At 69.8% G+C, this 13,882-nt stretch carries 14 protein-coding genes and 1 riboswitch; of the genes, 6 read left to right on the forward strand and 8 right to left on the reverse strand.

The genetic code is table 11. The annotated features are described in order from the left end of the window. Window positions 1-3: 3 nt before the first annotated feature. The 3 genes from GTY47_RS18025 to GTY47_RS18035 are packed head-to-tail and all read right to left on the reverse strand — an operon-like array spanning window position 4 to window position 2,099. Window positions 4-1,227 carry a cystathionine gamma-lyase gene (locus GTY47_RS18025; RefSeq protein WP_231911153.1) on the reverse strand — a complete coding sequence of 408 codons (1,224 nt, stop codon included), beginning with the start codon at window positions 1,225-1,227 and terminating at the stop codon, window positions 4-6. Then, the gene (locus tag GTY47_RS18030) at window positions 1,224-1,715 is read right to left on the reverse strand and encodes a low molecular weight protein-tyrosine-phosphatase (protein ID WP_010032817.1); all 492 of its coding nucleotides are present in this window, start codon (window positions 1,713-1,715) and stop codon (window positions 1,224-1,226) included. The genes GTY47_RS18025 and GTY47_RS18030 overlap by 4 nt, the downstream gene beginning before the upstream one ends. A 6-nt stretch (window positions 1,716-1,721) precedes the next feature. Next, window positions 1,722-2,099 (reverse strand): phage holin family protein, encoded by a 378-nt coding sequence (locus GTY47_RS18035; RefSeq protein WP_010032821.1) that lies wholly within the window; start codon window positions 2,097-2,099, stop codon window positions 1,722-1,724. A gap of 60 nt (window positions 2,100-2,159) precedes the next feature. On the opposite strand from GTY47_RS18035, the gene GTY47_RS18040 reads away from it, so the two are divergent. The 4 genes from GTY47_RS18040 to GTY47_RS18055 all read left to right on the forward strand — a co-directional run bounded on the left by GTY47_RS18040 (window position 2,160) and on the right by GTY47_RS18055 (window position 4,443). Next, window positions 2,160-2,477: a cupin domain-containing protein gene (locus tag GTY47_RS18040; RefSeq protein WP_010032823.1), complete on the forward strand. Its 318-nt coding sequence runs from the start codon at window positions 2,160-2,162 to the stop codon at window positions 2,475-2,477. A 164-nt stretch (window positions 2,478-2,641) separates the two neighbouring features. Continuing rightward, the gene (locus GTY47_RS18045; RefSeq protein ID WP_010032826.1) at window positions 2,642-2,854 is read left to right on the forward strand and encodes a DUF5326 family protein; all 213 of its coding nucleotides are present in this window, start codon (window positions 2,642-2,644) and stop codon (window positions 2,852-2,854) included. A 329-nt stretch (window positions 2,855-3,183) separates the two neighbouring features. Beyond that, complete coding sequence (locus tag GTY47_RS18050) at window positions 3,184-3,909, forward strand: IclR family transcriptional regulator C-terminal domain-containing protein (RefSeq protein WP_324604434.1); 726 nt, start codon at window positions 3,184-3,186, stop codon at window positions 3,907-3,909. 99 nt (window positions 3,910-4,008) lie between these two features. After that, the gene (locus GTY47_RS18055; protein ID WP_010032831.1) at window positions 4,009-4,443 is read left to right on the forward strand and encodes an SsgA family sporulation/cell division regulator; all 435 of its coding nucleotides are present in this window, start codon (window positions 4,009-4,011) and stop codon (window positions 4,441-4,443) included. Window positions 4,444-4,545: 102 nt separating this feature from the next. Here the strand turns inward: GTY47_RS18055 and GTY47_RS18060 are convergent, their stop codons facing one another. After that, window positions 4,546-6,294, reverse strand: a complete 1,749-nt coding sequence (locus GTY47_RS18060) for a YibE/F family protein (protein ID WP_078602708.1) — start codon at window positions 6,292-6,294, stop codon at window positions 4,546-4,548. Between the two features lie 72 nt (window positions 6,295-6,366). Further along, window positions 6,367-6,556: riboswitch (TPP riboswitch) on the forward strand. Here GTY47_RS18060 and thiC point away from each other — a divergent pair. Further along, the gene (gene thiC, locus GTY47_RS18065; RefSeq protein ID WP_010032836.1) at window positions 6,549-8,333 is read left to right on the forward strand and encodes a phosphomethylpyrimidine synthase ThiC; all 1,785 of its coding nucleotides are present in this window, start codon (window positions 6,549-6,551) and stop codon (window positions 8,331-8,333) included. It overlaps the preceding riboswitch by 8 nt. Before the next feature lie 90 nt (window positions 8,334-8,423). Here the strand turns inward: thiC and GTY47_RS18070 are convergent, their stop codons facing one another. The 3 genes from GTY47_RS18070 to GTY47_RS18080 all read right to left on the reverse strand — a co-directional run bounded on the left by GTY47_RS18070 (window position 8,424) and on the right by GTY47_RS18080 (window position 11,958). Further along, on the reverse strand, window positions 8,424-9,290 hold the full coding sequence (locus GTY47_RS18070) for a membrane protein (protein WP_010032838.1): 867 nt from the start codon (window positions 9,288-9,290) through the stop codon (window positions 8,424-8,426). A gap of 183 nt (window positions 9,291-9,473) precedes the next feature. Next, window positions 9,474-10,565 (reverse strand): metallophosphoesterase, encoded by a 1,092-nt coding sequence (locus GTY47_RS18075; RefSeq protein ID WP_010032840.1) that lies wholly within the window; start codon window positions 10,563-10,565, stop codon window positions 9,474-9,476. 280 nt (window positions 10,566-10,845) lie between these two features. Further along, a complete protein-coding gene (locus GTY47_RS18080; RefSeq protein ID WP_078602709.1) occupies window positions 10,846-11,958 on the reverse strand; it encodes a LacI family DNA-binding transcriptional regulator in 1,113 nt (370 codons plus the stop codon). Between the two features lie 431 nt (window positions 11,959-12,389). Between GTY47_RS18080 and hisC the strand changes: the two genes are divergently transcribed. Then, window positions 12,390-13,469 carry a histidinol-phosphate transaminase gene (hisC, locus tag GTY47_RS18085; protein WP_010032845.1) on the forward strand — a complete coding sequence of 360 codons (1,080 nt, stop codon included), beginning with the start codon at window positions 12,390-12,392 and terminating at the stop codon, window positions 13,467-13,469. 14 nt (window positions 13,470-13,483) lie between these two features. On the opposite strand, the gene GTY47_RS18090 is transcribed toward hisC, so the two are convergent. After that, complete coding sequence (locus GTY47_RS18090; protein WP_010032846.1) at window positions 13,484-13,876, reverse strand: cyclophilin-like fold protein; 393 nt, start codon at window positions 13,874-13,876, stop codon at window positions 13,484-13,486. Window positions 13,877-13,882 lie beyond the last annotated feature (6 nt).

Below are 13,882 nucleotides of genomic sequence, written 5' to 3' on the forward strand. Positions count from 1 at the left end.
TGGTCAGGCTGCCGACGCGTCCAGCGCGCGCAGCACATCGGCCACCAGGTCCTCGGGGTCCTCAGCGCCGACCGACAGGCGGATGAAGCCCTCAGGCACCGCGTCGCCGCCCCAGCGTCCACGCCGTTCGGCCGTGGACCGCACTCCGCCGAAGCTCGTCGCGTCGTCCACGAGCCGCAGGGCGTCGAGAAAACGCTCGGCACGCGCGCGCGTGGGCAGCGAGAACGACACCACGCAGCCGTAGCGCCGCATCTGCCGCGCGGCGATCTTGTGGGCGGGGTCGTCGGGAAGTCCGGGGTAGCGCAGCCCGGTCACCTCGGGCCGCTCGCGCAGCGCCTCGGCGACCGCCAGGGCCGTCGCGCTCTGCCGGTCGACCCGCATCTGGAGCGTCGCGATCGAACGGTGCGCCAGCCAGGCCTCCATCGGCCCGGGAATCGCACCGACGATCTTGCGCCACCGGCGTACGGCGGCCATGGCCTCGGGGTTCCGGCCGACGACGTAGCCCAGGAGGATGTCGCCGTGACCGGTGAGCTGCTTGGTGCCGCTGGCCACCGCGAAGTCGGCGCCGAGCTCCAGAGGGCGCTGGCCGAGCGGCGTCGCCAGGGTGTTGTCGACGGCCACCAGGGCGCCACGCGCGTGCGCCGCCTTTGCGAGCCGCCTGATGTCGCACACGTCGAGGCCGGGGTTCGACGGAGTCTCGATCCACAGCAGCTTCGCGCCGTCGAGGACGCCGAGCTGGGCGTCACCGCCGGTAGGCGCGGTGCGCACCTCGATGCCGTACGCCTCCAGCTGGGCGCGCACCAGGGGCAGTGCCTGGTAGCCGTCGTCGGGCAGGACGCACACGTCTCCGGCGCGCAGCTGGGAGAAGAGCACCGCCGAGATCGCGGCCATACCGGAGGCGAACACGAGCGTCTCGACGCCGTCCTGGCCGGGTGCTTCCAGCTCGCCGACGGCGCGTTCCAGCAGCGTCCAGGTCGGGTTCTCGTCGCGGCCGTAGGCGTAGGGGCCGGTGGGCTCGCCCGGCAGGTGGTAGTGGGCGGCGAAGACCGGTCCGGGCAGGGTCGGCTCGTACTTGGCCGGCTCGGGCAGCCCGGCCCGCACCGCGCGCGTGCCGTCACCGGCGCCGGCGGTCACCTGGTCCAGGTCGCGCGCCACTCGGCCCGTGGCATCCGCCCGCCCGGCGTCGCCTGCCACCCGATGCGCGTCACCCGTCGCGGAATCGCTCATGCAGCCTGTCCCTCCACGTCCTCACGTACCGCGGCGAGCAGACCGGCGCTCGCCGCCTCCACCATCTCAAGGCACTCCTCGAAGCCCTCGGCTCCCCCGTAGTAGGGGTCCGGTACGTCGAGGTCATCGCCTGCGGCGGGGTCGTACGAACGCAGCAGACGCACCTTCTGCGCGTCCTGTTCCGTGGGCGCGAGGCGGCGCAGCGCCCTGAGGTGGCCGGAGTCGAGGGCGACGACCAGGTCGAGGCGGGAGAACCACGACGGCTGGAACTGCCGGGCCGTGTGGCCGCCGGCGTAGCCGTTCTCCTCCAGGACGGCCACCGTGCGCGGGTCGGCGCCGTCGCCCTCGTGCCAGCCGCCCGTGCCGGCACTGTCGACCTCCACCAGGCCGTCGAGACCGGCCTCCGCCACGCGCGCGCGGAAGACGATCTCGGCCATCGGGGAACGGCAGATGTTGCCCGTGCAGACGAAGCAGACGCGGTACGTCATGCGCGCTCAGTCCTTGTCGGGCAGGACGACGTGCAGCGCCCAGGAGACGACGGAGATGATCAGGCCGCCCAGGACGGCCGTCCAGAAGCCCTCGACGTGGAAGCTGAGATCGAGCTGGTCGGCCAGCCACGAGGTGAGCAGCAGCATCAGCGCGTTGACGACCAGGGTGAACAGGCCGAGCGTCAGAATCAGCAGCGGGAGGCTGAGGAGCTTGACGACCGGCTTGACCAGGAAGTTCACCAGGCCGAAGATCAGCGCGACGATTATCAGGGTGCCGGCCTTCTTGCCCGTGCTGTCACCGGTCAGGGTGATCTTGTCGAGCAGCCATACGGCGACCGCCAGGGCACCCGCGTTGGCGATCGTCTTGACTACGAAATTCATCATGTGTCTGATCGTGGCAGACCTGATCGGACATGGGGACACGAGGCAGGGGCGGACAAGACGATGAAGGCATTCCGGCTGGACGAACTGGAGGCGGAGCGCGCCGCCAACGAGGGCGCCTACCTGCAGTTTCTGCGGGAGCAGAACATGTCGGTCGGCCTGTACGCCCTCGATGCGGGCGACCAGGATCCACAGAAGCCGCACAATCAGGACGAGGTCTACTTCGTTGTGAGCGGCCGTGCCGCGATCACCGTCGGACTGGAGACGACGCAGGTGGCGCGCGGGAGCGTGATCTACGTCCCGGCCGGTGTCGCGCACAAGTTCCACCACATCACCGAGGACCTGAGGGTGCTGGTGGTCTTCTCTCCGCCCGAGAGCTGACGAGCCGCCTCAGGGTTCCCTAGGGGATCGGTCAGGGGAGGACAAGGGATGCGAGGCACCCGCAGGGCCCCCTCCCGGACCTAGCATCGAGTGCAGGACATCAGGATCCGAAGAGAGCGACAGGACCCGGCACTCGAACGGGTGGAGAGGTAAGGACGAGGGCGATGCGAGAGATCTTCACGGGACTGCCGTGGTGGGTGAAGTGGATCGCGGTGCCGGTCATCGCCCTGGTCGTGTTCGGCGGGCTGATCGCCAGCGTGGTCGGTTTCGTCATCGGACTGCTCTTCAAGGTGCTGGTCTTCGTGGCCCTGGTGGGCGGACTGATCTACGTCGTACGGAAGTTCACGGCGAGCTCCTCGTCGCGCAGCGACTGGTGAGACCGGTGGGAAACCGGTGGGGGTAGCGGGAAACACCGGGAGCCGCCGGTTCGCTCGGCCGGGGGAAGTTTCCGTTCCGGGCCGTCTGCGTGCGGTGGCAGACGAATAGAGTCCGGAACTCGACGCGGGGACATCCCCGCGAGCGGCGTACACCCCCACCCGTGTCCATCGGCACGGTCTGCCCCCTCGCGCTTCGGGAGTGACCCTTGGCCCCGGCTGACACCGCACCTGTCCACCTGCACACCGTCCCCGCGCAACCGCGTTCGACGCCCTGCTCCGAGCAACCGCCTCCCGCCACGCCGCCCCCTCCGGCGACCCTCATCGGGTCCGTGCAGCGCGCGATGCGCCTGCTGGAGACCGTCGCCGCGCACGAGTACGGCGCCCCCGCCAAGCAACTGGCCCGGGAGACCGGGCTGGCCCTGCCCACGACCTACCACCTGCTGCGCACGCTCGTGCACGAGGGCTATCTGAGCCGGGACAAGGGCCTGTTCTTTCTCGGTGACGCCGCCGAGCGGCTGAGCAGCAGCGGGGCACGGCAGAAACGTCGCAGCACGATCGTCGACGCACTCGCGCACTGGCGGGACGTGCTCGGCGTCCCCGTGTACTACGCGGTGTACCGCGAGGGCGAGATCGAGGTCATGTGCGTCTCCGACACCCCGGGCAATCCCGCGGTCGAGGAGTGGGCCGACTTCCGGGAGACCGGGCACGCGCACGCCATCGGGCAGTGCCTGCTGTCCCAACTGGACGAGGAGGCCCGCCGGGACCACCTCGACCGCTATCCCGTGCAGGCCCTCACGCCGTACACCGTGCGGGACAACCACAGCCTGCTGCGCCGCCTGGAACGGGTGCGGCGGATGGAACCGGTGATCGAGCGTCAGGAGTACGCCCTGGGCGCCGTCTGCGCGGCGATCCCGCTCACCCTCGGCACCACGGCCGCCACGATGGCCATCTCCCTGCCCGCCCACCAGGAGCACCGGCTGCTCCCGGCGGCCCGGCAGTTGCAGAGCGAGGTCGGGAGTCTGCTCGGGTCGCTCGCGCTCTCTATCAGTATGTGAAAACTCACTCCTTGTGATCTGCTGTGTACGTTCAGCAAGATTCCACCAAGTGTCAGAGGTTCGTTCCCGGCCAGTCCACGGCGAATGACGGGGTTAGCGATGCGCGAGTCCGTACAGGCAGAGGTCATGATGAGCTTTCTCGTGTCCGAGGAGCTCTCCTTCCGCATTCCGGTGGAGCTGCGCTATGAGACCAGTGATCCCTATGCCGTCAGGCTGACCTTCCACCTGCCCGGTGATGCCCCGGTGACGTGGGCTTTCGGCCGGGAGTTGCTGATCGACGGGGTCGGCCGGCCGTGCGGGGAGGGCGATGTGCGGGTCACGCCCGTCGACCCGGACTCGCTGGGCGAGGTGCTGATCCGGCTTCAGGTGGGCAGTGACCAGGCGCTGTTCCGGTCGTCGACGGCACCGCTGGTCGCCTTCCTCGATCGCACCGACAAGTTGGTGCCGCTGGGCCAGGAGGGGTCGCTCGCCGACTTCGACGCCCATCTCGACGAGGCCCTGGACCGCATCCTCGCGGAACAAGGCGCCGGCTGAGGCATCCGTCGGGCGGCACGGTGGAGTAACGCTTCACCGGATGCCGCCGAGCTGTGCAGGAACGCTTCTCTGTGCGGCGGGGGCTTCGGAGTTCGAGAGGCGTCAGCGCTTGCGGCGCCGGCCCCTCCCCCCGCGTGCCGGGGCCGCGACCGCCTCCGCGGCCGGCTGCGCTCCCGAGCGGTCCGCCGAGACCACCAGTGCCGCCAGCGCCGTGGTGACCGGCACCGAGGCGACCAGGCCGATCGAACCGACCAGCGTGCGCACGATCTCCTCCGCGACCAGCTCGCTGTTGGCGACCGTCCCGACACCGCTCTGCGCGATGGAGAACAGCAGGAGCAGCGGCAGCGCGGCACCCGCGTACGCGAGGACGAGCGTGTTGACGACCGAGGCGATGTGGTCGCGGCCGATCCGGATCCCCGCGCGGTACAGGCCCCGCCAGCCCATGGACGGGTTGGCCTCGTGCAGCTCCCACACCGCCGACGTCTGTGTGACCGTCACGTCGTCGAGCACGCCGAGCGATCCGATGATGACGCCGGCGAGCAGCAGACCACTCATGTCGATCGTCGGGTAGAGCCCGTGGATCAGACCGGTGTTGTCGTCGGTGTTGCCGGTGAGCGCGGCCCAGTCGATGAACAGCGAGCCGAGAACGCCGATCAGCAGCAGCGAGACGAGGGTGCCGAGCACCGCCACGGAGGTCCGGGCGGACAGGCCGTGACACAGATACAGGGCGATGAGCATGATGGCGCTCGCGCCCACCACCGCCACGAGCAGCGGGTTCGAGCCCTGAAGGATCGCGGGCAGGATGAAGAAGTTCAGCACCAGGAAGCTGATGGCCAGTGCGACCAGGGCCATGACACCCCGCAGTCGCCCGACGACCACGACGGCGAGGGCGAAGATGCCGGCGAGCAGCGCCATGGGCAGGCGGCGGTTGATGTCGGTGACCGAGTACTGGAGGTCCTTCGGCGCGGAGGGCTCGTAGGCGACCACGACCTTCTGGCCCTCGTGCAACTGGCGGGACTGGTCCGGCTGGACGATCTCGGTGAAGGTACGGCCCTTGTCCTTGCCGCTGTCGACCCGGATCGTCGCCCGCTTGCAGGTCCCCTTCTCCTGCTGCACAGCGGAGGAACCCTCGGCGGTGGAGGTGTCGCCGGTCGGCGGGACGCCCGAGGCGCCGGCCTCCTTGCAGCTCACCGCCACGACCTTGGTGACCGAGGCCTGCTGCGTCTGCCGGTCGAAGCCGACGCCGGTGCGCTCGTGCGGCGGGGCCCCGCCCGGCCACAGCACGGCGAGACCGACCAGCACGGCAGCGGCGAACGGGATCAGGACCGCCGCGATGACCTTGCGCAGGTGCATCGAGACCGGCGTGGCAGGGCCGTGGCTGTGACTGTGCCCGTGCCCGCCGCCCGGGGCGGAGCCGGGTCCGTTTCCGTGACCGTGCCCGTCGCCGCCGCCGTGGCCGTTGCGCCCACCGTGCCCATGGCCGCCGCCGGGGCCGTGGCCTTCGCCGTACCCGTCGTCTCCGCCGCGCCCGTGGCCTCCGCCGGGCCTGTCGCCTTGTCCGTGCTCGTGCCCGTACCCGTTGCCTCCGCCGGGTCGGTCGCTTTCCCTGGGGCCGGGGCCGGAATCGTGCCAGCTGCCGGAGCCGGCCCCATACGTACCGGCCGGACCGGCCGCACCGGCACCCTGCCCGCTGCCGGGACCTGGCCTGTGCCCCTGCGTCTGCCCCCGGGCAGGCCCGAACCCGCCCCCGGCGGCGAAATCGTGCTCGCGCCCACGGCCGTTGCCGTTGCCGGCGCCGGACCCGCGGGGCGGTTCGGGCGGTGGGTAAGGAGGACGCTGCGTCGTGGTCACCGACCGATCATCGCAAGAACGAGGGGGGCCCTCTGTTCACCGCGCCAGAATTGCCGCTAGCGTGGAGGCACCTTTTGTACACGCGGGAGCTCGGAGCACCGGGCTGAGAGGGCGCTGACCTCCGTCCCAGCGATGTTTCACATGAAACATCACCGAAGTCGAGTGATGTTTCACACGGAACGTCGGCAGACGGAAGCCGCTGCGTCGACCGCCGAACCTGTTACCGGGTAATGCCGGCGTAGGGAGTAGGTCTCATGACCAACAAGGACGCACGCACGCCTGCCTCCGTTCAGGACGAACAGTCCGAGGAGGCCGGGAAGTCCATCGGCTGGCACAAGGCGTACGTCGAGGGCAGCCGCCCCGACCTGCGGGTGCCGGTCCGACAGGTGCATCTCACCAACGGCCAGTCGGTCACGCTGTACGACACGTCGGGCCCGTACACCGATCCGCTCGTCGACACGGACGTCCGCAGGGGCCTGTCGCCACTGCGCGAGAACTGGATCATCGCCCGTGGCGACACCGAGGAGTACGCCGGCCGGCCCGTCCGACCCGAGGACGACGGCATCAAGCACACCTCGCCACGCGGTGGCCTCCGCAACCTCGACGCCGTCTTCCCCGGTCGGCCGCGCCAACCGCGCCGCAGCAGGGACGGCAAGGCGGTCACGCAGCTCGCGTACGCCCGCCGCGGCGAGATCACGCCCGAGATGGAGTACGTGGCCATTCGGGAGAACGTCTCGCCCGAGGTGGTCCGCGACGAGATCGCGGCCGGCCGGGCGGTGCTGCCGGCCAACGTCAACCACCCGGAGATCGAGCCGATGATCATCGGCAAGCGGTTCCTGGTGAAGGTCAACGCCAACATCGGCAACTCGGCGGTGACGTCCTCCATCGAGGAGGAGGTCGAGAAGATGACCTGGGCGACCCGCTGGGGCGCCGACACGGTCATGGACCTGTCCACCGGCCGCAACATCCACACCACGCGCGAGTGGGTGCTGCGCAACTCCCCCGTGCCCATCGGCACCGTGCCGCTCTACCAGGCCCTGGAGAAGGTCGACGGCAAGGCCGAGGAACTGACCTGGGACATCTACAAGGACACGGTCATCGAACAGGCCGAGCAGGGCGTGGACTACATGACGGTCCACGCGGGCGTGCGCCTGCCGTACGTGCCGCTGACGGCCAACCGCAAGACCGGCATCGTCTCGCGCGGTGGCTCGATCATGGCCGCCTGGTGCCTCGCGCACCACAAGGAGTCGTTCCTGTACGAGAACTTCGAGGAACTCTGCGAGATCCTCGCCGCGTACGACGTCACATACTCTCTCGGAGACGGTCTGCGGCCGGGCTCGATCGCGGACGCCAACGACGAGGCGCAGTTCGCGGAACTCCGGACTCTCGGGGAACTCAACCGGATCGCGAAGCGTTTCAACGTACAGACCATGATCGAAGGCCCGGGCCACGTCCCGATGCACAAGATCAAGGAGAACATCGACCTTCAGCAGGAGATCTGCGATGAAGCTCCGTTCTATACGCTCGGCCCGCTGACCACGGACGTCGCGCCGGCGTACGACCACATCACCTCCGGCATCGGCGCCGCGATGATCGCCTGGTGGGGCACGGCCATGCTGTGTTACGTCACGCCCAAGGAGCACTTGGGCCTGCCGAACCGAGACGACGTCAAGACCGGCGTCATCACCTACAAGATCGCCGCCCACGCAGCGGATCTCGCCAAGGGACACCCGGGCGCCCAGGAGTGGGACGACGCGCTGTCCGACGCCCGTTTCGAGTTCCGGTGGGAGGACCAGTTCAATCTCGCCCTCGACCCGGACACGGCACGGGAGTTCCACGACGAGACCCTGCCGGCGGAGCCCGCCAAGACGGCTCACTTCTGCTCGATGTGCGGTCCCAAGTTCTGCAGCATGAAGATCTCGCAGGACATCCGCCGTGAACACGGCGGCACCAAGGCCGAGATCGAGGACGGCATGGCCCAGAAGTCGAAGGAGTTCGCGGCGAGCGGGAACCGCGTGTACCTGCCCATCGCGGAATGATCCGCCCGCACACAGGCCGAGGGCCGGGGACCGGTGGTCCCTGGTCCCCTGGCCCGCGGGAGAGGCCCGGTCCGGGGCACTGCCCGACGGCTACTCCGGCTGGTGTTCCGGCCCTCCGAAGTCCGGGCTCGTGTAGTCCGGGCTGCTGAAGCTCGGCCGCGAGCCGCGGTCGCCGTCGTCCGGGCTGGTGAAACCCGGGCGGTCGTAGCCGAGATGCGGGATGCGGCTGACCGGCGTGGACGGGGCGGTGTGGTGCAGCGCGGCGGCCGCGTTCGGATCGACGAGGGCCTCCCGGAGGAAGGGCACGATGCCGCGTTCCAGCAGGGCCTCGCGCCAGGCCTCCCTGGCCCGGTCCACCTCCCCCTGTGCTTCGCCGTGCGGGCCGCCTTCGGCCGTCGGCTTGTTGCGCAGGGCGGTGATCAGCAGTCCCACCGCGGCGACGAGGATCGCGACCGCTGTCACGGCGCCGAACACCCAGCCCGTGGTGAGCATGGTCCGGGCGAACGTCTGCTCGGGGTTGAGCATCTGAAGGATGTAGCCGACGAGCAGGAAGATCGCCGCGGCGGTGCCGGCCAGGACGGGAGCGAGGACGGCGACGACGGCGACGGCGCCCGCGCCGGCGGTCTCGGCGACCTCGCCCATGGTGGCGGCGAGGCCCGCCGCACCCGTGTCCGGCTCGGAGGAGCCGGTCGCGCGCACGGCCGGTTGGCTGGACGGCGCCGGCTGCCGCTGTTCCTCGCGGACCTTGACGTAGTGCTGGTATTCGGTCGACGCGGCCGCCGTGATGAGCGCGGTGGCGTTCAGCGCCATGGTGCGCAGTTGCTCGGGGTTGAGCCGCTGTCCGACAGCGGCCAGTTCCGGACGGTGTGGTGCGGAGCGCAGCGCCTCATCGAGGATCCGCTCGTATTCCTGGCGGTCCTCGCTCAGCAGGTGCTGCGGAACGCTGTTCATGTGCATCCCCCGATGCTCCGTAGGGCTTGGGGCTCGGCATGCTGACGAGCCGTCGGGCAGAAACGGAGGGGAGCCTGCTACGGATAAGCCGATGGTAGAGCCGTGAAGGTGGGCGGTGACAGGGGGTTTACCGAAATTGGCCCCTCAGCGGTCCGGTCCTGTGACGGGAAACGCCTGCCCGGTGAACGTTCACGTATCCAGCGGCAGTTGCTGGACCAGCAGCTTTCCGGCCATGGTCACGCCGCCGTCCATGGCGATGGCGAGTCCGTCGGCGTAGACGTGCGGCCCCTCGACCACGGGGTCGTTGCTGTCCTCGTCGTCCTCGGAGCCGACCTCGCCCAGCAGATACGGAATCGGGCTGTGACCGTGAACGATGCGGGTGCCCCCGTACGTATCGAGCAGGGAGCGCACGGCGTCCGCGCCGCCCTCGTCACGGAAGGAGAACCGCTTGGTGAACTTGCGGAACAGGTCCCAGACCTCGTCCGCGTCGTTGCGCGTGAGCGTCTCGCGGACGGTGTCGTTGACCTCTTCGATGGAGCGGCCGTAGTCGAGGTAGGCGGTGGTGTCGGAGTGGACGAGCAGGTGGCCGTCGACTTCCTCGACGGCGTCCAGACGGGCCATCCACTGCAGGTGGTGGTCCTGGAGACGGTCCATGTCGGTCTTCTGGCCGCCGTTGAGCAGCCAGGCCGCCTGGAAAGTGGCGGTGCCCGCACCGGAGTTGACGGGAGTGTCGCCGAACCGCTTGGCGCCGAGCAGCAGCAGCTCGTGGTTGCCCATGAGCGCCTTGCAGTAACCGCCGGCCGCGGCGGCCTCGGCGGACAGCCGCATCACCAGGTCGATGACGCCGATGCCGTCGGGCCCGCGGTCGGTGAAGTCGCCGAGGAACCACAGCCGGGCGGTGCCCGCGCACCAGTGGCCGTCGGCGTCGAGGAGGCCCTTCTCCTGGAGGGCCGCCACCAGCTGGTCGAGGTAGCCGTGCACATCGCCCACGACGTAGAGCGGGCCCTGCCCGGTGTCGGCCTGCGGCGCTGCGACGGCCTCGGGGTCGACGGTCACCTGGACGGTGTCGCCCCGGTGGATCACGGGCAGATCGCGCTCGGTCGGCGTGTACCCCTCCGGGTAGGTCTCCTCGGGCGGCGGGGCGACCTCGCCGGGGTGGGCGCTGTGGACGTACGGACCGGTCTCGTGGACGTACGCGGGCACCCGGAAGTCGCGCAGCGTCGCCGTCCGCTCCACCTCGGGTCCCTGACCGGCCCCCTGAGTCATCGACCCCTCCACCATCGCGCCGCATCTGCACCGCATCGGACTGCCTGGTCGTAGCGGCCCGTGGGTGTCGTGGGCCCATCATAGGAATGCGGATCGCGCCATGTGATGACCCAGGGGTGGTGAATCAGAGCAAGAGTCCAGTTCACCGCGGCTTTCGCCCCGATTGAGCCGGGCTTTGACCACCGTGTGACCATCCTCGCTTTCCTTCTCTTCGCGAGAACGATCCCTTCTCTCCGGGGGACCGGCCCCGTTTCTCCCCAGGAAGGCGATCGTCCCTTTACCCGGGTGTACCGGCCTACGTCTCCTCGGGTGACCGCGGCGGGCTGACCGTCGTGCGCGGCGGGCGCCGCTGGGACGACGTGCGCACGATCAGCTCCGTCGGTATCACCTGCTCCACCGGACGGTCCGATTCCACTCCCTCGATGGCGTCGATGAGGAGCTGCACGACCGCCGTGCCGATCCGGCGCGGTTTGAGAGAGAGCGTCGTGATGGACGGCTCGGTGTTGGCGTACACGGTGGACTCGCTGCAACAGACCAGCAGCAGGTCGTCCGGTACGCGCAGGCCGTAGCGCCGGGCGGCGGCGAGCAGGTCGGTGCCGTTCGGGTCGAACAGCCCGTAGACCGCGTCCGGCCGGTCGGGTCGGGCGAGCAGCCGGTCGGCGGCGACGGCGCCCGCGCATGGATCGTGCGCCGGGTAGGCCTCGTACACCGGATCCTGGCCGACGCGCTCGCACCAGCGCAGGTACGCGGTGGTCGACAGGTGGGTGTACGTGTCGGTCGTCGTGCCGGTCAGCAGGCCGATGCGGCGGGCGCCGGCGGCGGCCAGGTGGTCGAGGATGCCGAGGACGGCGGCCTCGTGGTCGTTGTCGACCCAGGCCGTGACCGGCAGCGAGCCGGCCGGGCGGCCGTCGGAGACGACCGGCAGGCCCTGCCGCACGAGTTCGCTGACGACCGGGTCCTGGTCGGAGGGGTCGATGACGACCGTGCCGTCCAGGGCGACGTTCGACCACACGTCGTGGCGGGAGGTCGCGGGAAGGATGACGAGGGCGTAGCCGCGGGCGAGCGCCGCTGAGGTGGCGGCCCGCGCCATCTCGGCGAAGTACGCGAACTCGGTGAAGGTGAAAGGTTCATCCCCGTACGTGGTCACGGTCAGGCCGATGAGTCCCGACTTGCCGGTACGGAGGGTCCGGGCGGCGGCCGAGGGCCGGTAGCCCAGCCGGTCGGCGACCTCACGGACATGGCGCCGGGTGGCGTCCGGGAGCCGGCCCTTGCCGTTGAGGGCGTCGGAGACGGTCGTGATGGAGACTCCGGCGGCGGCGGCCACGTCTCTGATACCCGCCCGGCCCGGCCGACTGCCTCGACGTGAGGTTTCCGCGCGGCTCACCTGGTGCTTCCCTGCTGCTGTCATGGCGAGCCGATAGTAGGGCTCATGCGGTGGGGTAGTGCGGACGCATATGCGCGCGTTGACAGGTACGTTTCTGCATGATCATTGAGCTTCAATTGCCTTGGAAACCAAGGGCGTTGAGCGCTCCCATGCCAGTACGTGACGTGGCGGCCCGCACGGGCCTGCCAAGTGGCCGATGTTGCGAAGAGGTCTCAACTCACCTGCACGGGGGATGCGCGCCACGGCGTGCACTACCGGCGCGTAGATATATGTGCGGCGCGCCCCTGCATTCGTACGCCTTCGTACGGCGATGCCCCTGATGCCGCTGTGGCGCACGAGGCCGGCGCTCGTCGCGCCGTCGTGGCTATACGCAGCGGCGCCGAATCCTCATAAGGTGAGGAGTATTGGATGTCGGCGGCGGTCATGGGCCGCCGGTCTTCGCGAGGAGGACTGCGGTGAGCGAGACGAGCCCCAAGCTGCGCGCCGAGCTGGAGGGGATCCCCACCTACAAGCCGGGCAAGCCGGCCGCGGCGGGTGGGCCGGTGGCCTACAAGCTGTCCTCCAACGAGAACCCCTACCCGCCGCTGCCGGGCGTGATGGAAACGGTGACGGCGGCGGTCGGCAACTTCAACCGCTACCCGGACATGGCCTGCACGGCGCTGATGAACGAGCTGTCCGAGCGGTTCGGCGTCCCCCTCTCCCACCTGGCCACCGGCACCGGGTCGGTCGGTGTCGCACAGCAGCTGATCCAGGCCACGTCAGGTCCCGGCGACGAGGTCATCTACGCCTGGCGGTCCTTCGAGGCGTACCCGATCATCACGCAGATCAGCGGCGCGACATCGGTGCAGGTGCCGCTGACGTCCGGTGATGTGCACGACCTCGACGCGATGGCCGACGCGATCACCGAGCGGACCCGGCTGATCTTCGTCTGCAACCCCAACAACCCGACGGGCACGGTCGTGCGGCGGGCGGAGCTGGAGCGCTTCCTCGATCGCGTGCCCGGTGATGTGCTGGTGGTGCTCGACGAGGCCTACCGCGAGTTCATCCGTGACCCCGAGGTGCCGGACGGTGTCGAGCTCTACCGAGACCGACCCAACGTCTGCGTCCTGCGGACCTTCTCCAAGGCCTACGGTCTCGCCGGCCTGCGCGTCGGGTTCGCCATCGCCCACGAGCCGGTGGCCGCGGCGCTGCGCAAGACAGCGGTCCCGTTCGGGGTGAGCCAGCTCGCGCAGGAGGCGGCGATCGCCTCGCTGCGTGCCGAGGACGAACTGTTCGGCCGGGTCGGGTCGCTGGTGTGTGAGCGCACGCGCGTGGTCGACGGGCTGCGCGCCCAGGGCTGGACGGTGCCCGAGACCCAGGCCAACTTCGTGTGGCTGCGGCTGGGGGAGCGCACGGTCCCGTTCGCGGAGGCGTGTGAGCAGGCGGGCGTGGTGATCCGGCCGTTCCCGGGCGAGGGTGTGCGGGTGACGGTCGGGGAGACCGAGGCGAACGACATCTTCTTGAAGGTGGCGGAAGGGTTCCGTAAGGAGCTGTAGGGCTCCGAGCCTGGTCAGGCGTCCAGGAGTTCCACGCGCACGGGGTCGCCGTCCCGCACCGTCGCGAGCACTCCTGGGTCGCCGTCGATGCGGCCCAGGACGTTGCACGGGCTTGCGAGGCGGCACTCGTCGCCCTGCGAGATAGGCGTGGGTCCGTAGGGGAGGGCGAGGGCGTCGCCGTCGGTCCAGAAGGCGACCGTGCCCGGCTCGACTACCTCCCTGGCCCCTGTTTCACGTGAAACAGACACCCCTGTGTCGAAATACACCTCCTTGCCCCAAGTGCGTGCGGTCGAGACGAAGGGCAGTGCCTTGGCGAGGGCCTTGGTGGTCGGGGTGTCGTCGAGAGCGGCGGTGAGATGCCCCGCCGGCCAGGAGATCCGTATCTGTAGTGATGGCGGTGTCTGCATGCCGTC

Source organism: Streptomyces sp. SID5464 (genome assembly GCF_009862985.1).
In the GTDB taxonomy this organism is placed as follows: Bacteria; Actinomycetota; Actinomycetes; order Streptomycetales; family Streptomycetaceae; genus Streptomyces; species Streptomyces chartreusis_D.